Here is a 19,055-nt window from a genome sequence, read left to right as displayed (position 1 = left end):
GCGATCACTTGCGCAAAACAAGTGATCGCTGAATTAAGCAGCTAATCGAAAATCTCACTTGAAAACGGGTCGTTGTTCTTTAGCATGTAAGCCATCGTACGGATCACCCGATCGTGTTTTTTTACAAATGGATTTTCCTCATTCCATACATACCCGGCTAGTACGGCACATATTTTTCGTTTAACCTCCGGGTTTTCTGGACGGTGGAAAAATAAAGTTTGAAGATTTCCGGTATACCACTCTTGAACATACGTTGTGAAAACGTCAATACCTCGCTGCATGTAATCGGCGTATTCGGTTTGCCAATCTATGTTTTCTCCCTGCAACTGCCGGTATGCTAACTTGGCCGAGAGGAGTCCCGATTCGGTAGCAAAACAAACTCCAGAAGAAAAAACAGGGTCAAGAAATTCTGCACTGTTTCCCGTGAGTGAAAACCCATCGCCGTACATTTTTGTTACTGCCGAGGAATAATTTTTAAGATGTATGGGTTCAAATTCAAAACTCTTGTTAGCAAAGCGTTTGACGTAAAAATCGGATAATTGTATGGCCTTTCTTAGGGCTTCGGCAGTCCCTTCATCGCCCTTTAGATTTTCAATAAATGCGGTATTAGCAACTAGGCCTACGCTCGTCAAGCCATTCGAGAAAGGAATGACCCAAAGCCAGACTTGAGTGTCTAGTACGTCGAATGAAATCTGTGTTCCTTGCTCGCCACTTGGTCTATTGATGTCCTTGACGTGGGTGAAAATTGCAGAATGGGGATTAAGCTGCGAGGGTTTACTCAGCCCTAATAGTCGAGGCAGCACGCGCCCGTAGCCACTGGCGTCAATTACAAATTTAGCCGTTATTTGGGACGTAACCCCTGATTTATCCACAATTGTGGTGTGGGAAATGGAATTTTTGAACTCGATGTCCGTTACTGCCACCTCAAACTGTATTTCCACTCCTTTACGTTGAAGCTCTCGGGTCATTGCTAGATCAAAGTCTGCGCGTGGTGCTTGCCAGGTCCAGTCCCAGCCCTGCCCAAATTTATCACTGAAATCAAATGTACTGAAAACCTCACCACGGATAAATTCAGCACCTTTCTTTTTTTCAAAACCGCAACGGTCTAATGCGTCCAAGAGCCCGGCTTGCTGAAAATTGTCCATCACGCGCGGAATTAGACTCTCGCCGACGACCAGTCGTGGGAACTTGGATTTTTCGACTACTTTGACGTTCACTCCCTTTTGTTGTAGATAACCCGCAGCTACACAACCTGACGGTCCTGCTCCAATAATTAAAATATCGATTTCCTGGGAATCCATGTTCGCGGATTAAAATTAAATTATATTACTTTTGCCCTATTAAACTTAAGGCCAAAGATAAGAGTTATCTCGTTGTTTTTTGGCTAGACTCTAAAATAGAAAAGAAGATGTTGAACTAAATGATTTCAGTCGAAAAAAAATTAACACTAACGCAGTTTTATCAGGTGGTATTTGACGGGGACCTGTTAGGTGTGGACCCAGGAGTATGGCGTACTGTTGAAGAGAGTCATACCTTTCTAAAGGTCTTTGCGAAAAATAAAGTCATTTATGGGGTAAACACCGGTTTCGGTCCCATGGCGCAATACCGTATAAAAGATTCGGAAACCCGTCAGTTACAATATAATTTGATACGTAGCCATGCCGCTGGTACAGGAGAACTTCTTTCGCCAATGCTGGTTAAGGCGGCTATGCTGACGCGGTTGTCTAATCTTTCTAAAGGCAAGAGTGGTGTGCATCATAGTGTTGTCAGCTTGTTGCAGGAGCTGATTAACCGAGATATTACGCCGGTGATCTTTGCACACGGCGGTGTTGGTGCGAGTGGCGATTTGGTACAATTGGCGCATTTAGCCTTGGTGCTGATCGGAGAAGGCGAAGTTATTTTTCGTGGTGAACGGCAAGCGACCTCGACCGTTTTCGCCGACCAGCAACTAGCACCTATTGAGATTGTGGTACGAGAGGGCTTGTCGTTAATCAACGGAACCTCGGTGATGACGGGAATAGGGTTAATTAATTATTTCCTTGCTCGTAAATTGCTGGACTGGTCGCTATGGCTATCCAGCACGATGAATGAGCTCGCAAAAGCACATGACGATCATTTCTCGCAGACGTTGAACGCGGTTAAGTTACACGAAGGGCAAAGGGAGGTTGCGCGCCGCATGCGCGAGCATCTACAAGATAGCTCCTTAATAAAAAAGCGCGAAGAAGATCTTTACTCGGGGAATAATCAGGAAGAGATTTTCAAAGATAAAGTACAGGAGTTTTATTCGCTGCGTTGTGTGCCGCAGATTTTGGGGCCCATACTGGAGACAATTGAGCAAACAGGAAAGATTCTAGAAGATGAGCTCAACTCCGTGAGTGATAACCCTATTATCTCAATCGAAGATAAAAATGTATATCATGGCGGAAATTTCCATGGCGATTACATCTCGCTGGAAATGGACAAATTGAAGCTAGCTGTTACGCGTTTATCGATGCTCTCCGAACGGCAACTCAATTACCTGATGAACGAAAAAATAAACGGTATACTACCTCCTTTTGTGAATATGGGTAAGCTGGGCTTTAATTTCGGGATGCAAGGGGCACAGTTTACCGCTACGTCCACGACAGCAGAAAATCAAACCCTTTCTAGCTCGATGTATATTCACAGTATTCCTAACAATAATGACAATCAGGATATTGTGAGCATGGGAACAAATGCCGCTTGTATTACGCATAAAGTAATCGTCAATGCGTTCGAAGTTTTAGCGATACAGATGTTGTCTGTTTGCCAAGCGATCGATATTTTAAATCAGCAAAATTTTGTATCTTCAAAAACTAAAACGGTGTATGAAGATGTTCGTCAGATGGTTCCCGCATTTTCAGATGATAAACCTCTTTATCCCGCGATACAGCTGGTAAAAGAATATTTGATGCGGTAATAATATATGGTTAAATTGAGGTGTGCATTGGTTACAGGCGGTTCGCGAGGAATTGGTCGAATTGTTTGCGAAAAACTGGCCGTGGAGCTCGGTTATCACGTTTTGATAAATTACAAAAGTAATGATCAAGCCGCTTTGGAGAGCTTAGCAAATGTTACCAGTCTGGGCGGGACCGGGGAAGTAATAAAATTCGACGTGGGCAATCACCAGGATGTCCACCAGGCGTTGAGTACTTGGTCTGCGAAAAACTCGGCGGCCATTATGGAGGTGATCGTCAATAATGCCGGTGTAGCTCGTGATGGTCTGTTTATGTGGATGAGTGAAGAAGACTGGTCGGTGGTGTTGCAGACTTCGCTGCAAGGTTTCTATAATGTGACGAACTTCTTTATTCAAAAGCTCTTACGTAACCGTTATGGCCGTGTCATTAACATCGTGTCTGTTTCGGGAATGAAAGGAACTGCAGGGCAGGTAAACTATTCGGCCGCGAAGGCGGGTGTTGTGGGGGCTACCAAAGCCTTGGCACAAGAGGTCGCTAAGCGGAATGTTACGGTGAATGCCGTCGCTCCGGGTTTTGTGCGAACCGATATGATTAAAGGGATGGAAGAGAGTGATTTGCTCAAATTGATTCCTGCAAATCGATTCGGCGAAGCCGAAGAGGTTGCAGACTTGGTATGTTTTTTGGCATCTAAGAAATCAGGTTATATTACGGGAGAGGTAATCAATATAAATGGAGGGATATATTCGTAAGTAAAGATAGATGAGCAGGCGAGTAGTTATAACAGGAATGGGAATTTACTCTTGTATTGGAACCAGTTTGGATCAAGTAAGAGAGTCATTATTTAACGGCGTTTCGGGAATTGTAATCGACCAGGCGCGTGTGGAATTTGGTTATAAATCCCCCCTTACAGGGATGGTCCCTTTGCCTGATTTGAAAGGCGTACTCGGGCGTCGCCAGCGCATCAGCATGGGCGAGGAGTCCGAGTATGCGTATATGGCAACAGTCGAGGCGCTAAGAAATGCGCGGCTGAGTGACGAAGAGCTATTAGCGCGTGAGGTCGGTATTCTCTATGGGAATGATTCGGTCTCTAAGGCGGTGGTGGACGCTATAGATATCGCACGCGAGAAACGTGACACGCAATTAATCGGATCGGGCGCGATTTTCAAATCTATGAATTCGACGGTGACCATGAATTTGGCGACAATTTTTGGCCTCTCGGGCGTAAATATGACGATTAGCGCTGCTTGTGCCAGTGGGTCCCACGCTATTGGATTAGGTTTTATGTTTATCCAGCAGGGGATGCAAGATCTAATTATATGTGGTGGCGCGCAGGAAATTAATCCCTATGCCATGGCTAGTTTCGATGGGTTGGGCGTATTTGCGACAGATTTTGAGCACCCAACCTTGGCCTCGCGTCCGTTTGATAAACAAAGAACGGGTCTGGTGCCTAGTGGTGGCGGGGCGACGGTGATTCTAGAGAGTTATGAATCGGCAGTAAAACGTAACGCCCCTATTATTGCAGAGGTAATCGGTTACGGGTTTTCTTCGAATGGAGCCCATATCTCAACACCTAATATTGATGGACCTGCTAAGGCAATGCGGCGGGCGCTTCAACAAGCGAATTTAACGCCAGACCAAGTCGCGTATATCAATGCGCACGCCACATCCACACCGATTGGCGATGCCAATGAAGCGCAAGCGATACTGGATGTGTTCGGCGGTAACCCTTATGTTAGTTCGACCAAATCGATGACTGGGCATGAATGTTGGATGGCGGGCGCTTCGGAAATTGTTTATTCAACGTTGATGATGCAGCACGGGTTTATCGCGCCGAATATTAATTTAGAAGAACCGGACGATGCTTTTCGAGATTTAAATTTTGTTTCAGGTACATTAAAACAAGAATTTGACATATATTTGTCTAATTCCTTCGGGTTTGGCGGGACTAATTCCGCTTTGGTAGTAAAGAAATTTAATAATGAATAAAGTGAGTGTACAGCATACAATTAACGAAATATTGATAGAAGAGTTTGAGGTGGAAGAGGAGGTTATTAGTCCGAATGCATCTTTAAAGGAATCACTCGACTTAGATAGCTTGGATTATGTGGACCTCGTGGTTATCATTGAATCGAATTTCGGTGTGAAGTTAGACGAGGGCGATTTTGCGAAGATGGTTACATTTCAAGACTTTTATGAGACTGTAGAGCAAAAAATTGCGATGAAGCAATAAATTAATAATATACTAAATTATGCGCCAATGGGACGGGAAATCTAAAGGAACACTCCTTGGCTATAAAATTTTTATTTTTCTAATTAAAAATTTTGGGGTTCGTTCAGCTTATGGACTTCTATATTTTGTAGCGGCTTACTATTTTCTTTTTTATCCCACAAATTTTCGTAACCTGTATTATTACCTCCATAAAAGACAGGCCTACAGCGCGTGGAATTCTTTTTGGAATGTATACCGAGCATATTATGTTTTCGGGCAGACGATAATAGATAAAGTGGCTATTTCTGCGGGACTTCGTGATCAGTTTAGTTATGAGTTTGACGGGATTGACGTGCTCAAAAATGCGCTAGAAAATAAGCAAGGTGGAATTTTAATATCCGCCCATGTCGGTAATTTTGAAATTGCCGAGCGTTTTTTTGCAGAAATAGACGTTAACTTTCAGATCAATGTTGTGACACTCGACCAGGAGCATTCGGAAATCAAAGCATATATCGAGAGGGTGTCCGGGAGATCCAGGATCAAACCCATCAAAATAACGGATGACTTGTCGCATGTATTTCAAATAAATGATGCCCTTTCAAATAATGAACTTATTTGTTTTACTGGCGACCGCTATTTCGATGGGTCAAAGACCCTTCGGGGAGCGCTTCTGGGGCGGGATGCGGAATTTCCTGCCGGCCCGTTTATATTAGCCTCACGCCTAAAAGCACCGTTGATTTTCGTTTACGTAATGAAAGAAAAAGGGTTGCATTATCACCTATACGCCCGCAAGGCAGAAAATGTAAAACATAGGGATCCAGAGTCATATTTATTAGCATATAAACAAAGCGTGGAAGGAATTTTGCGTAAGTATCCATTGCAATGGTTTAATTTTTTTGATTTTTGGAATCATCATTCAAATAGAGAGCGACGCCTATGAAGCATGTTTTGTTCGTCTATTTCTCACAGTCGGGACAGCTTGAAGAAATAGCACATTCTATAGCCGCCCCTTTTTTAAATGACAGCGACATCGTTGTTGATTTTTATGAAATAAAGATGGTGCATGCATTTCCCTTTCCCTGGGATTCCAAATCTTTCTTTAACACATTCCCCGAATCATTTCGGCAGATTCCAGAAGAAATACACCCACCCGCGCCAAAAATATTGGGCAGCAATTATGATTTAATCTTATTGCACTATCAGGTTTGGTTTCTAAGCCCATCAATACCCATCAATTCATTTTTAAAAAGTAACTACGCGAAACAAATATTTGCAAAAAAACCGGTGGTTTCCGTCAGTGGTAGCCGTAATATGTGGGCATTGGCACAAGACAAAGTGAAGAAGCTACTCATTGATCTAGATTCGGAATTGGTAGGGAATATTGCTTTGACGGATAGAAATCATAATTTGATATCGGTTGTTACAATTGTAGATTGGCTTTTTTCGGGTGTAAAGCGGCACGCTTATGGTATATTTCCACTACCGGGCGTTTCTTCCAACGAAATCCAAGGTGCGTCAATGTTTGGTAAAACAATTTTGGGTTGTTTGAAGCAAGGCAGCTACCAGTGGATGCAGCGAGCACTCGTGAAACAGGGCGCAGTTGATTATCGTTTTTTCTTGGTTTCGATGGACCAAAAAGGTAACAAAATGTTTAAGGTCTGGTCCAGGATCATTTTGGAGAATCCTAAAAACCGGCGTCGTTTAATTCGGTTTTTTAAATATTACGTTGTTTTTGCGATTTATGGCATCTCGCCGATCGTGTATTTGATAGAATTGATATTTTTCCCAATTTTATACTTCTTAAAGTATAAAAAAGAACGAAAGCATTTCCAAGGGTTATAACATGTTTGAAGTATACATAAACAGAGTTTCAAAATTTTTACCAAACGATCCCATTTCCAATGAGGATATGGAATTTTATTTGGGTAAAATCAATGACTGTGCATCCAGAGCCAGGCGGATAGTTCTACGCAATAATGGTATCCAAACACGCTATTATGCTTTAAGCAAACAGGGCCGTGCAACGCATACTAACGCGCAGCTGACGGCTCTCGCTGTAAAGGGGTTGTTCGATCGCGACTTCACCGCTGATCAAGCTCAACTATTATCTTGTGGAACTTCATCGCCTGATTACGTGATGCCCTCGCACGCTGTGATGGTGCATGGGGAGTTGGGGGGCAGTATTCTGGAGGTTAACTCCGCGGCGGGAAATTGCTGCGCAGGGATGAACGCGCTGAAGTACGGTTTTTTATCAGTAAGGGCCGGAATCACCGATAATGCAATATGCAGCGGATCGGAAAGGATGTCCTCGTGGATGATCGCCGATCATTTTAACAAAGAGGTGGAGAACTTGAAGCAGCTCGAACTGCAGCCGATTGTGGCCTTTAACAAGGATTTTTTGCGCTGGATGTTGTCCGATGGCGCCGCAGCCGCACTACTAGAGAATAAGAAGCGGGGGCCACTCTCGTTGCGCGTTGAATGGATGGAAGGATATTCCTTTGCACATGAACTCCCGGTGTGTATGTATGCTGGTGCAGAAAAAAACGAAGACGGGAGTTTACGCTCTTTCTCGGATATGCCGTCTCAGGACTGGTTAGACAAATCTATTTTTGCCGTTAAGCAGGATACCAAACTTTTGGAGCAACATATTCTGGCAAAAGGTGTTCAGAGCATGAAAGCGGCGATGGATAAGCACGGGATAGGCTCCGATGATATCGATTTTTTACTTCCCCATGTTTCCTCACACTTTTTTGTCGATGGCCTCTATGACGGGTTTGCTCGGGCGGGAATAGAAATTTCTAGCAATAAGTGGTTCATGAATTTACGGGAGGTTGGAAATGTGGGGGCCGGGTCGGTCTATCTGATGCTAGAGGAGTTACTGGCCTCGGGCCGCTTATTAACGGGGCAGCATGTGATGCTATGCGTTCCAGAGAGTGCTCGCTTTAGCTATGCGTATGCCTATTTAACCGTGTGCTAATGGAGCTGCCGATCAAACTTGCCGATATCCAGAAGCTCATTCCTCAAAAAGATCCAATAATAATGGTAAGCGCGCTGGAGGCTTACCACGAAATGGCGTTACAATCATCTTTTCTAATAAGCGAAGATTGTCTCTTTATTTGGGCTGATCACCTGACCGAAAGTGGCCTTATTGAGCATATGGCGCAGTCGGTAGCTCTGCATACGGGCTACAGTTATTATCTGCGCAATTTGTCGGCTCCGTTGGGGTACATCGGTTCTATACCACGTGTAGAGATCGCTGCGCTTCCCAGGGTCGGTCAAACTTTACATACCCAGGTGCAGATTATACAAGAGTTTATGGGTGTCACTTTAGTCGAAATAATTACTAAATTAGAGGGAGAAATTATAGCCAACGCGCAAATGAAAACAGTTATAGCCGGCATGTGATGTATGAACGGGAGCAGCAGCATGATGTTGATATAGAAAATTACTTACCTCATCGCAGTCCCATGTTGATGGTTAATAAGATAATTGCTATTTCTCCTGTCCATGTGCTGTGTAGTTTTTTGATTGATGAAGATAATATATTTGTTAACTGCGGCACCCTGCAAGAGATCGGGTTAATTGAGAATATGGCGCAAACTTGTTCTGCGATTGTGGGACAAACGTTTTACGAGGAACATTATAATCCCATTTTGGATAAACGTATTATTGGATTCATTTCGGCAATCAAGGAGCTATCCGTGTTTAATCTGCCACAAGTGAGCGAAACCATTTTAACAGACTCTACACTGACCTCAAAGTTTGACAGTGACGATTTTATTATTTGCACCATGTTTGTTCAAGCAAAACATAACCAGGTGTTATTGGCTAGCGCAGAAATCAACTTGTTCTTGAAAAAGCAGTAAAAATGAAGAAATCAGAAGTACCACAGGATGATGGTCGGGTATTTGAGAAAGGTTCGCGTGAATTGTATTATGCATTAGATGAACAGGGGGAATATACAACAGCATTGAGTACGGGTTGGGTGGTAAAGAATGAAATCCAAGATCAAACGATGGTTGTCCTTCAAGAGCGTATCGATCATGCGTATGAAGAATTACGAGCCGCACGTGTAAGCCCGATCGTTTATTTTATGGAGTTAAAACGTATGGACTGGCAGATATTATCGGATTACACGGGTATTTGGAAATGGCGGATTAAACGGCACGCGAAACCCGCGGTGTTTGCCAAGTTAAGTGATCGTGTTATCCGTAAGTATGCTGAAGCGTTTGATATAGGGGTTGATGATTTAAAGAAATATAGTGGCGAGGAATGCAAATAAAATTTGAACACCGTATCAGTGCACATTGTGAGAATGGAGCCGCATCGAGCTTGCTAACGAACAAAGGTCTCGCGATCAGTGAGCCGATGGTTTTTGGGATCGGCTCGGGGTTATTTTACGTGTACTTACCCTTTCTAAAGGTTAATCACGCCCCCGGGCTTAGTTACAGACCTGCGCCCGGTTGGATTTTTAATAGACTCGCTAAGCGACTAGGTATCAAAATAAAGCGGCGTAAGTTTTCAGATAAGCGTCGAGCGCAGCAGGTACTCGATGAAAACCTCAGCAACGGTATACCGTGCGGTTTGCAGGTGGGCGTGTACCATTTGCCCTATTTCCCTGAGGACTATAGATTTCATTTTAATGCACATAATATCGTCGTTTATGGGAAGGAAGGAAATGAATATTTGATCAGTGATCCGACCATGGAAGCGGTCAAACGGTTGACCGAATCGGAGCTAGAAAAGGTTCGGTTTGCCAAGGGCGTCCTTGCCCCCAATGGGCATATCTATTACCCGGTCGCTATTCCTGAGCAGATAGATTGGGAAAAAGCAATCCGTAAAGCGATAAAAAAGACCTGTAAAGATATGCTTGCACCCATGCCAATAATTGGTGTGCGCGGTATGCGTATGGTGGCGGGTGCTATGCGGCGCTGGCCCAAAAAGGTAGGTGTAAGCAAGGCTAATTATTACCTTGCACAGATGGTCCGAATGCAGGAGGAGATTGGTACGGGAGGTGGCGGATTTCGATATATTTATTCCGCATTCTTACAGCAGTCTGGAAAATTGATAGGAAATGATAAGTTGTTGGGCCTTGCACTGGAGATGACCGCTATTGGGGACTTGTGGCGTGATTTTGCATTGGAAGCATCCCGCGTTTATAAGAAAAGGAGTAATCAAGAGGACGTATACAACAGTCTGGCTGATCGACTGTTACAGCTGGCTGATCTTGAAGAGGCTTTTTTTAAGAAATTGAAACGTTCACTTTGAGTATGTTGGTTTTCGATGTGAAGGAAATTACAAAGCGATATCGGGGCGCTGGCGAAAGTGCAGTGGATGGGATCAGTTTATCCGTTGAGCGAGGGGAGATTTTTGGTTTACTCGGACCCAATGGCGCTGGTAAGACCACTTTGATTTCCATGCTATGCGGATTAATACGTCCGAGTTCAGGAAGCTTCACAATTTGTGATCTATCCTATCGAATCTCTCCAAGGGCGTTAAAAGCCCGTATTGGCGTGGTCCCGCAAGAGTTGGCGATCTACCCCTCTTTAACGGCGCGCGAGAATCTCCAATATTTTGGTGGATTATATAATATTCGGGGGAAAGACTTGGACCAGCGTGTCCAGCTCGCGCTTGATTCACTTGGTTTAGATGGCTATGCGGATAATCGAGTGGACACCTTTTCAGGTGGCATGAAACGACGTGTTAACCTACTTGCCGCCGTGCTGCATAAACCGGATGTTTTATTTTTAGATGAGCCTACTGTGGGCGTAGATGTGCATTCTAAAAAAGCGATCATCGCGTATTTACAGGCACTAAATCGCCAGGGCACGACAATTGTTTATTCGTCACATCATTTATCCGAAGCCCAAGAGTTTTGCTCGCGAGTAGGTATTATAGAATCAGGTAAATTACTTGTTGAGGGTACTACGGACGAATTAATTTCTAAGGTGGCTGGGGCTCGTAGCCTGGAAGATGTGTTCATCGATCTCACGCGGAGGGGGCTACATGATGTTTAAGTTATGGTTGTCCGTGAAAAAGGAATTGTTGCTGTTAATGCGTGATATTGGCGGAGTGATTATTCTTTTTGTAATGCCACTGCTGCTATTAATAGCGGTTACTATGGTCCAAAAGGGGTCTTTCGAATCTATTCTCGGGAGTGAAGTTTCGGTGCTTCTGGTCGATAATGATAAAGACAGCGTGGCGCAGGTGATTATCGATAACCTTGGAGAAACAGGCGAGCTTGTTGTCGTTGATTCCATCAACGGTCAAGAGGTTTCGGAGCAACAGGCGAAAGATTTGGTACATCGCGGCGTATATCAGCTGGCGATCATCTTGCCGACAAAGCTAACCACCAATCTACAAGTGCATGTGCAACAGAATGTAGACAAAGTTCTAACCGAATTGGATTTTAGCATGGATTCGGTTGCTGAAGTTCCACGAATTGTGGATCCTGGGCAAGTGATTCTTTATTTTGATCCTGCAACACAAGCGGCATTTAAGACCGCGATACGGATGTCCATTAATAAACTGGTTTCGAATGTGGAATCGCGGGCGATATATAAAACTTTTCAGCAGGAACTCGTCGCGGATCCGAACGAAGATTTCAGCCAGCAGCAGTTCATCTCATTTAAAGAAGAATCTGCGGCCGCTTCGGGTCGTCACGAAATTCCGAACGCCGCTCAGCACAACGTGCCTGCTTGGTCCCTCTTTGCAATTTTCTTCATTGTTGTTCCCCTTTCTATAAACATCGTCAAGGAAAAATCGCAGGGAACGATGGTTCGTATTAGCACGAGCCCAACCTCGTATTCTATATTCGTTGTTGGAAAAACAATATGTTATCTACTAATCAGTCTTATTCAGTTTTATTTGATGGTACTACTGGGCGTTTTTCTATTCCCGGTTATCGGATTGCAGGCATTTCAGGTTGACGATAATCTTTTTCTCTTGAGTGTTATCGCGCTGTTTAGTGGACTAGCAGCTATTGGTCTGGGGGTTTTAATCGGCACGATTGCTTCCACCCAGGAGCAGTCAGCGCCGTTTGGCGCAACGTTAACGGTAGTCCTTGCGGCTTTGGGTGGAATTTGGGTCCCTGTATTTGTCATGCCTGTTTTCATGCAGCGTTTATCAATGATATCGCCAATGAACTGGGGACTTAGTGCCTTCTATGATGTACTCTTACGGCATGCCGGCCTCGGTGATATTCTTTCTGAGATTATTTTGTTATTTTTGTTTTTTGTGCTGACACTTGCTTTAGCAGTATTTTATGATAAAAAGGAAAAAGCAGTTTAATGACCACTCTACCCTTTATGCGTCGATTGATATTCCCATACGTTTTAGTGAGGTGGATGCTTTGGGGATCGTCTGGCATGGTCATTATATCTTGTATTTCGAGCAAGGGCGTGAAGCTTTTTGTAAACAACATGGCATAGACTATCTAGCGGTACAGTCCCATGGCTATACCTTGCCGGTGGTGAAAAGCTCATGCATGCATAAGTTACCGCTACGTTATGGCGAGACGGCGCGCGTAGTAACAAGATTTCAAGACACTCCGGCGGCTAAATTAATTTTTCAGTTTGACATATATAATGAGCAGAATAAGCTCGTTTGTACCGGCGAAACCGTGCAGGTATTCTTGGATAGTGAGCAAAATTTAGTTTTGAACTTGCCGCAGTTTATGCTCGATTGGAAACATAAAGTAGGTTTATGACCATGGAATGGAATCCGGTTTATATTCATGATATTAATTGCGTGACGCCACTCGGTAATGACCTGGAAACTACCTGGGATCAGCTACTACTGGGGAATACCGGAATTGCCAAGCAGAAGATGGATCCATTGGGGGAAATTTTTGTAGCCAAGGTGCATCAAGCGGTATTGCCAGATTTGTCCATAGCGTATACGCTTCTCGAGCGTATGTTTCTTTGTGCTGGGATGCCAGTTGTCAAAAATCATGCGCCTGGACCACGAACCGCGCTTGTGCTCTCTACAACCAAAGGCAATGTCGATTATTTAAAACAGGGCGACTTTCAACAGGCCGGACTCGCTACTTTAGCAACAAAAATTGCACACTATTTGGGCTTTCAGACCAAACCGGTGGTCGTATCGCATGCGTGTGTCTCGGGATCACTTGCCGTGTCCGTGGCAAAACGGTTATTACAAATGGACTTGTATGATGATGCGATTATTTTGGCAGGGGATCTTGTAAATTCGTTTGTCGTTTCTGGCTTTAATGCTTTCCAGGCGATGAGCGCATTGCCATGCAGGCCGTTCGATACAGCTCGCTCTGGCGTGTCTCTGGGGGAAGCGGCAGCGTGCATCTATATGTCTAGAGACAAAGGGCCGTTCCGAATACTTGGTGAAGGTGGGATAAATGATGCCAACCATATCTCCGGACCATCGAGAACTGGGGAAGGCTTATACCGAAGCGTGATTGCCGCGGTAAGCGAGGCACAGGTCGACCTGCAGTCTATCGACTATCTCTGCGCGCATGGTACGGCCACGCAATATAACGATGAGATGGAAGCTATTGCTTTCGATCGGCTCGGGTTATCGCAGGTGCCGGTTAATAGTTTAAAGGGTTATTTTGGCCATACGCTAGGCGCTTCGAGCCTACTCGAACTCGTTATTGCAATGCGTTCGATGCAAGAGTCGATAATACTTTCGAGCAAAGGGTTTGAAAAGCTCGGTGTATCACGGGCGCTAAATGTTGTGGATAGACAGGTAAATATCGAGATAAACCGGCTTTTGAAGACGTCCTCAGGCTTTGGGGGGAGTAATGTCGCGATATTAATTGAAAAAGTATGTTAGAGATGTTCTACATCGAAAAATCCTGTGCAATACAGCATCAGCAGGTTCTAGTCGATGGCCAGCTCGTTACGCATGAGCCTGATTTAGAATTTTCCGAATTTGTTAAGAAGTCGTTTCGTAGTTTAGCGATTGACTATCCGAAGTTTTATAAAATGGATGGGTTAAGTAAACTCGCTTTTTTAACCGCTGAATACCTCCTAAAAGGAAGCGCCAGCGGTAATGTTGCACTTGTACTTGCCAATCAGTCTGGCAGTATGGACAGTGACCTTAAGCATATACGTTCGATACAGGACCCGGATAATTTTTTCCCTAGTCCAGCCACTTTTGTATATACTTTGGCGAATATTTGCGCCGGAGAAATAAGCATTCGTCATGGGTTGAAGACGGAAAACGTTTTTTTTGTGGATCAGCAGTTTCCTACCGAACTGGTTTATACCTATACGTCGTACCTTTTGCAGTCCAATCGTGCACAAAAGGTACTTTGCGGCTGGGTTGAATATTTTCAAGATAATTATAGAGCCATTTTGTATCTTGTTGGTCGCGAGGGAACACAGGTACATTCTGTAGGAAATATAGAATTATTATTTTAAAGAAATGACAGAATTAAAAGAAGAATTGAAAGGTAAAATTATTGAGGTTCTCAATTTAGAGGATGTAGCCTCAACAGATATTCAGGACGATGATGCGCTATTTGGAGAAGGTTTAGGTCTAGATTCTATTGATGCGCTGGAACTTATTGTGTTGATGGATAAGGACTACGGCATCAAGCTGTCGGACCCTAAAAACGGAAAAGCGATATTCGAATCGATTACCACGATGGCGTCATACATTTCGCAAAATCGTACGAAATAATCTAATGAGTAAGCCAAAAGTTGCGGTTACGGGAATGGGAATTGTTTCTGCGATAGGTCTTACTGTCGAAGAAAACCTGTATGCACTTTTAAATGGTAGGCATGGTGTTTCACGCTTGGAGAATTTTTCGTCCAAGTGGAATTCGGATATCTTTGTAGGCGAGATTAAATATACCAATGAGCAGTTGACGGGTATGTTAGCATTAGATCCAGGTAAGCCCTATACGCGTACGACGCTGCTCGGCATATATGCAGCAAGGCAGGCTATTCGGTCGGCTGGTTTGAAAGACCTTAGCGGTAGTCGAACGGGGTTAATTTCGGCAACGAGTGTTGGAGGGATGGATTATACCGAGCGTTATTTTTACGATTACCTTACCGATCCATCGTTACGACCCTATATTACCACGCATGATGCGGGGGACTCATCGCAGCAAATTGCACATGATCTTGGCATCAACGGTTTGGTGACTACAATTAGCACCGCTTGTTCGTCGGCCGCAAATGCGATAATGATGGGTGCGCGTCTGATAGCCTCGGGACGTCTGGACCGAGTTATTGTCGGCGGGACCGATGCACTGAGTAAATTTACAATCAATGGTTTTAATACGTTGATGATCCTTTCGGATGAGCGGTGCAGACCATTTGATAACGAGCGTAAAGGATTGAATCTTGGAGAAGCCGCTGCTTACCTGATATTGGAGTCCGAGGAGTCCGTCAATGCGGAGCAAAAGGAAGTCCTAGCGTATTTGGCGGGTTATGGAAACGCAAATGACGCATTCCACCAGACGGCCTCTTCTGCAGATGGCCAAGGTGCCTATCTGGCAATTGGCAAGGCGCTTAAAAGTGCAGGTGTTGAAGCATCATTCGTCGATTATATTAATGTACACGGAACGGGAACGGTAAATAATGATCTTTCCGAAGGCCACGCGTTATTACGCACTTTTGGCGAAGATGTTCCTCTATTTAGCTCTACAAAGGGGTTTACCGGACATACCCTTGCTGCCGCTGCAGCGATAGAGGCCGTTTACAGTATATTGGCTATACGTCACGATAAAGTTTTTGCGAACCTCAATTTTCAACATCCTATGCAAGAGTTCTCCTTTGTTCCGCAATCGACAGTTTTGCAGCGATCTATCGCCTGTGTATTATCGAATTCATTCGGGTTTGGCGGTAATTGTTCTACATTAATTTTTACTGAACAATGAGCGAGAAGGTTTACATTAATGGAATAGGGGCCCTGAGCAGTCAAGGGCAATGGCATCATGACCTTTTTAGGGAAGCCAAGGAACTCTCCCGGGCTGTAACCCCGGTTAATGCGCCCTCGTATAAAGGGCTTATCGCCCCAGGGATGCTTCGGCGTATGTCTAGCGGCGTAAAGATGGGGATTTACGCATCCCAGCAGGCACTTGATGAGGCGTCCATCAGTATTCCCGAGGCCATTATCACGGGCACGGGTTTAGGGTGTTTGATCGATTCAGAGAAATTTTTACATGGCGTACTGGATAATCAGGAAGAATTTTTGACACCCACGGCTTTTATTCAATCTACGCACAATACTGTTGCGGCACAGATTGCGCTTCGCTTAGGGTGCAATGGTTACAATTTTACGTACGTACATCGGTCGGTATCTTTTGAGTCTGCGCTACTTGATGCGCTTATGCAATTGCAGGATGACCAGGCCAGCACGGTACTGGTAGGCGGGGTAGATGAGATCAGCCCCCATACTTACCGCTTGTTACAGTTAGCCGGTCAAATTAAGCAAAATGACCGGAACGAGCGTGTGAAGAATAGCGAATCTATAGGCGTGAACTACGCGGAAGGGGCAACATTTTTCACACTTAGCACGCTGCGCACGCAAACGAGCTATGCGCAGCTGGTTGATCTTACGCTTCAACATGAGCTAAACAAAGAGGAGGTTACGGTCTTGGTTGCGGATTTTATGGCACGGCAGGACCGGGATCATCAACTAATCGATGCGCTCGTGGTTGGTATAAATGGCGATTGCCAGTACGACGGTTATTACGATGAATTCAGCCGTCTTTTTGACAATATTCCTGTACTTTACTACAAACATTTAACCGGCCAGTACGACACCGCATCGGCGTTCGGACTTGCTGTGGCTGCACGTGTATTAAAAGAACAAGAAATTCCAGAAGTGCTCTATTGGAACAGCGATAGAGCTACTACAGGTTTGAGGAATATATTGGTGTACAATCAATTTAATGGGAAGGACCATTCTTTAACGCTCGTTCGTGTATGTTAAAACACGTCACACTGTTGCCGGTTTACATTGCGGCAAACGGGCTTGCTTTACTAGCCGTCTTTGCTGGGGAGTCGTATGGTTGGTTGTTACTAAGCGTACTGATTACTTTGACGATTATCACGATCGGCTCCTTTGATATCCGCTTAGGGTATTTCACCGATACCTATTTTAAGGGGAAGGAATCGCAAAATAAACTAATTGCTTTATCCTTCGATGATGGTCCCTCGAGTTATACGCCTGAAATACTATTGCTTTTAGAGAAATTTAATGCCCGCGCGACCTTTTTTTGTATCGGTAAACAGGTGCACAAATATCCCCAACTGAGTAAAGAAATTATACGCCAAGGACATACGATTGGCAATCATACTTTTTCGCACCTTCCACACTTCGGCTTTATGAATGCTAGGCAGGTTGAGCAGGAACTACGGGATTGTGATCGTGCGCTCTTGGAAGTGATTGGCCAACGGCCGTGTCTTTTCAGGCCCCCCTATGGGGTGACTAATCCTTCGATCGCCCGCGCAGTCAAAGCTACAAAGCACCATGTGATCGGTTGGAGCAACCGTTCCTTGGATACCGTTATTACGCAGGACGCAAAAATCTATAAAAGAGTGGTCAAAAAGCTTCGAGCTGGTGATATTGTGCTTTTTCATGATACTTCAGTGCATACTGTTGAGGTTGTAAAACGGTTGTTGCCTACTTTGAAAGAAAGGGGATATACATGTGTAACAATAGATAAATTGTTAAATTTGAAAGCGTATGAAGATTAATATTATTAGTGTTGTGCTGTTGATCATCCCGTTTGGTGGTTGGAGTCAACTAAAGCCCATGGATGCTGCGCAGGTGCAGGTGTTTGAGCAATCCTTAAGCCAGTTGGAGCGCGTGCAGACACTTGAGGCGGATTTTGTGCAGTATAAACACATGAGTTTTATGAAAACTGCGATCGTTTCCAAGGGCAAATTGTACTTAAAAGGTACAAATTTATTGCGATGGTCATATCTTACGCCCTTTGTGTATGATATGGTTTTCAAGGATGGTAAGATCCAAATTAACGATGAAGGGAACAAACGATCGATCGACGTGGGCGGTTCCGCACAGTTTGAAAAGATCAGTAAGTTAGTTTCCTCGAGCATCCGCGGAGGTAAGTATGACCAAAGGGAATTTCAGGTCGGTTATTTTATTAAGGATGGCGTGAATATGGTTCGTCTTACGCCGAAAGTCACCCAAGCAAAAAAATACTTTACAACCATTGATGTTATATTTTCGAGTACGGACAAGCATATTCAGGAAGTTGTTTTAACAGAACCATCAAAGGATTATACGCGTTTTGTGTTATCCAACAAAAAGATAAATAAACATATTGATGATACGATTTTTAACCTTTAGTGCTTTTGTAGTTTTTCTTCTATCTTCTTGTCGAAGTTATCAGTACCTCGATGCCGTTGGCGTACGGCCTGAAAATGCAAAAGAAGTGAATACTTTTTTCTTAGATACCAGTACGGCCTTAATTTATCGCGCAAAGGTGGAGGCATTTTCAAAACCAATTAACGGTTCCGTGTTTTTAAAAACTGTGAGCCCACAAGAGCATCGTGTTGCGTTTGTTAACGATTTCGGTCAAACATTGTTTGATATAAGTATTTTCTCCGACGGACATAAGTCACATTTTATCGCCCCTGAGCTGGCAAAAAAATCAATGCAAGAAACACTAGCGGATATCTTTCGCATTATCACCGAACGTCGATTTGCGAACGCAGCGCTGATTTTTAAAGATAAGCAGCATTACCCTGTATATATTGCTGGCGATAGTTATTACAAGTTAAAGCGGAATGTGGTTGATAATATCGTAACGGTCAGGGGGGGCAGAGAACAACTTGTCGTAGATTTTAATTCGCCGAAGGATGCTATTCCGGAGCAGATCGAAGTGCAACACAAAAAATATCCTTTGAAGGTGAACTTGATTTTTGAACGGTACGATCAGTCGAAATAAAAAA

23 protein-coding genes are annotated in these 19,055 nt (G+C 44.1%); 22 read left to right on the top strand and 1 reads right to left on the bottom strand.

Going from position 1 to position 19,055, the window contains the following annotated elements; all coding sequences use genetic code 11:
* Nucleotides 1-41 precede the first annotated feature (41 nt).
* Nucleotides 42-1,301 (bottom strand): NAD(P)/FAD-dependent oxidoreductase, encoded by a 1,260-nt coding sequence (locus FM107_RS12135; protein WP_086948781.1) that lies wholly within the window; start codon nucleotides 1,299-1,301, stop codon nucleotides 42-44.
* Between the two features lie 119 nt (nucleotides 1,302-1,420).
* Here FM107_RS12135 and hutH point away from each other — a divergent pair, with 119 nt between their 5' ends.
* From hutH to FM107_RS12025, 22 genes are read left to right on the top strand one after another with little or no spacing between them, the layout of a single operon-like run.
* A complete protein-coding gene (hutH, locus tag FM107_RS12130; RefSeq protein WP_086948780.1) occupies nucleotides 1,421-2,938 on the top strand; it encodes a histidine ammonia-lyase in 1,518 nt (505 codons plus the stop codon).
* Nucleotides 2,939-2,944: 6 nt separating this feature from the next.
* Nucleotides 2,945-3,685 carry a 3-oxoacyl-ACP reductase FabG gene (gene fabG / locus FM107_RS12125; RefSeq protein WP_256959495.1) on the top strand — a complete coding sequence of 247 codons (741 nt, stop codon included), beginning with the start codon at nucleotides 2,945-2,947 and terminating at the stop codon, nucleotides 3,683-3,685.
* 10 nt (nucleotides 3,686-3,695) lie between these two features.
* On the top strand, nucleotides 3,696-4,922 hold the full coding sequence (locus FM107_RS12120; RefSeq protein ID WP_086948779.1) for a beta-ketoacyl synthase: 1,227 nt from the start codon (nucleotides 3,696-3,698) through the stop codon (nucleotides 4,920-4,922).
* Nucleotides 4,915-5,166, top strand: coding sequence for an acyl carrier protein (locus tag FM107_RS12115; protein ID WP_086948778.1), 252 nt, complete (start codon nucleotides 4,915-4,917; stop codon nucleotides 5,164-5,166). Before FM107_RS12120 ends, FM107_RS12115 begins: the two co-directional genes overlap by 8 nt.
* 19 nt (nucleotides 5,167-5,185) lie before the next feature.
* On the top strand, nucleotides 5,186-6,085 hold the full coding sequence (locus FM107_RS12110; RefSeq protein ID WP_086948777.1) for a lipid A biosynthesis acyltransferase: 900 nt from the start codon (nucleotides 5,186-5,188) through the stop codon (nucleotides 6,083-6,085).
* Nucleotides 6,082-6,987, top strand: a complete 906-nt coding sequence (locus FM107_RS12105; protein ID WP_086948776.1) for a hypothetical protein — start codon at nucleotides 6,082-6,084, stop codon at nucleotides 6,985-6,987. Before FM107_RS12110 ends, FM107_RS12105 begins: the two co-directional genes overlap by 4 nt.
* A gap of 1 nt (nucleotide 6,988) precedes the next feature.
* Nucleotides 6,989-8,122, top strand: a complete 1,134-nt coding sequence (locus tag FM107_RS12100) for a beta-ketoacyl-ACP synthase III (RefSeq protein WP_086948775.1) — start codon at nucleotides 6,989-6,991, stop codon at nucleotides 8,120-8,122.
* Nucleotides 8,122-8,550, top strand: a complete 429-nt coding sequence (locus tag FM107_RS12095) for a hypothetical protein (RefSeq protein WP_086948774.1) — start codon at nucleotides 8,122-8,124, stop codon at nucleotides 8,548-8,550. Before FM107_RS12100 ends, FM107_RS12095 begins: the two co-directional genes overlap by 1 nt.
* Nucleotides 8,550-9,011: a hypothetical protein gene (locus tag FM107_RS12090; protein ID WP_086948773.1), complete on the top strand. Its 462-nt coding sequence runs from the start codon at nucleotides 8,550-8,552 to the stop codon at nucleotides 9,009-9,011. Before FM107_RS12095 ends, FM107_RS12090 begins: the two co-directional genes overlap by 1 nt.
* A 2-nt stretch (nucleotides 9,012-9,013) precedes the next feature.
* Nucleotides 9,014-9,427: a hypothetical protein gene (locus FM107_RS12085; protein ID WP_086948772.1), complete on the top strand. Its 414-nt coding sequence runs from the start codon at nucleotides 9,014-9,016 to the stop codon at nucleotides 9,425-9,427.
* Entirely contained in the window at nucleotides 9,418-10,413 is a 996-nt protein-coding gene (locus FM107_RS12080; RefSeq protein ID WP_086948771.1) for a BtrH N-terminal domain-containing protein, read from the top strand. The genes FM107_RS12085 and FM107_RS12080 overlap by 10 nt, the downstream gene beginning before the upstream one ends.
* A gap of 2 nt (nucleotides 10,414-10,415) precedes the next feature.
* Nucleotides 10,416-11,162 (top strand): ABC transporter ATP-binding protein, encoded by a 747-nt coding sequence (locus FM107_RS12075; RefSeq protein ID WP_086948770.1) that lies wholly within the window; start codon nucleotides 10,416-10,418, stop codon nucleotides 11,160-11,162.
* The gene (locus FM107_RS12070) at nucleotides 11,152-12,435 is read left to right on the top strand and encodes an ABC transporter permease (RefSeq protein WP_086948769.1); all 1,284 of its coding nucleotides are present in this window, start codon (nucleotides 11,152-11,154) and stop codon (nucleotides 12,433-12,435) included. Before FM107_RS12075 ends, FM107_RS12070 begins: the two co-directional genes overlap by 11 nt.
* Nucleotides 12,410-12,853, top strand: coding sequence for a thioesterase family protein (locus tag FM107_RS12065; RefSeq protein WP_086948768.1), 444 nt, complete (start codon nucleotides 12,410-12,412; stop codon nucleotides 12,851-12,853). Before FM107_RS12070 ends, FM107_RS12065 begins: the two co-directional genes overlap by 26 nt.
* Complete coding sequence (locus tag FM107_RS12060) at nucleotides 12,850-13,953, top strand: beta-ketoacyl synthase N-terminal-like domain-containing protein (RefSeq protein WP_086948767.1); 1,104 nt, start codon at nucleotides 12,850-12,852, stop codon at nucleotides 13,951-13,953. The genes FM107_RS12065 and FM107_RS12060 overlap by 4 nt, the downstream gene beginning before the upstream one ends.
* Nucleotides 13,947-14,543, top strand: coding sequence for a hypothetical protein (locus tag FM107_RS12055; protein ID WP_086948766.1), 597 nt, complete (start codon nucleotides 13,947-13,949; stop codon nucleotides 14,541-14,543). Before FM107_RS12060 ends, FM107_RS12055 begins: the two co-directional genes overlap by 7 nt.
* A gap of 4 nt (nucleotides 14,544-14,547) precedes the next feature.
* Nucleotides 14,548-14,805, top strand: a complete 258-nt coding sequence (locus FM107_RS12050; protein WP_086948765.1) for a phosphopantetheine-binding protein — start codon at nucleotides 14,548-14,550, stop codon at nucleotides 14,803-14,805.
* 4 nt (nucleotides 14,806-14,809) lie between these two features.
* Nucleotides 14,810-16,009 carry a beta-ketoacyl-[acyl-carrier-protein] synthase family protein gene (locus FM107_RS12045; RefSeq protein ID WP_086948764.1) on the top strand — a complete coding sequence of 400 codons (1,200 nt, stop codon included), beginning with the start codon at nucleotides 14,810-14,812 and terminating at the stop codon, nucleotides 16,007-16,009.
* On the top strand, nucleotides 16,006-17,067 hold the full coding sequence (locus FM107_RS12040) for a beta-ketoacyl synthase N-terminal-like domain-containing protein (protein WP_086948763.1): 1,062 nt from the start codon (nucleotides 16,006-16,008) through the stop codon (nucleotides 17,065-17,067). The genes FM107_RS12045 and FM107_RS12040 overlap by 4 nt, the downstream gene beginning before the upstream one ends.
* Complete coding sequence (locus tag FM107_RS12035) at nucleotides 17,061-17,834, top strand: polysaccharide deacetylase family protein (RefSeq protein ID WP_086948762.1); 774 nt, start codon at nucleotides 17,061-17,063, stop codon at nucleotides 17,832-17,834. The genes FM107_RS12040 and FM107_RS12035 overlap by 7 nt, the downstream gene beginning before the upstream one ends.
* Nucleotides 17,824-18,450, top strand: a complete 627-nt coding sequence (locus tag FM107_RS12030) for an outer membrane lipoprotein carrier protein LolA (protein WP_086948761.1) — start codon at nucleotides 17,824-17,826, stop codon at nucleotides 18,448-18,450. Before FM107_RS12035 ends, FM107_RS12030 begins: the two co-directional genes overlap by 11 nt.
* Entirely contained in the window at nucleotides 18,428-19,051 is a 624-nt protein-coding gene (locus FM107_RS12025; protein ID WP_086948760.1) for a hypothetical protein, read from the top strand. The genes FM107_RS12030 and FM107_RS12025 overlap by 23 nt, the downstream gene beginning before the upstream one ends.
* Nucleotides 19,052-19,055: the final 4 nt, after the last annotated feature.

This window comes from Sphingobacterium sp. JB170 (genome assembly GCF_900163865.1).
Taxonomy (GTDB): domain Bacteria; phylum Bacteroidota; class Bacteroidia; order Sphingobacteriales; family Sphingobacteriaceae; genus Sphingobacterium.
Note: the sequence above shows the minus strand (reverse complement) of the source record. Positions and strands in the feature narration are given on the sequence as shown.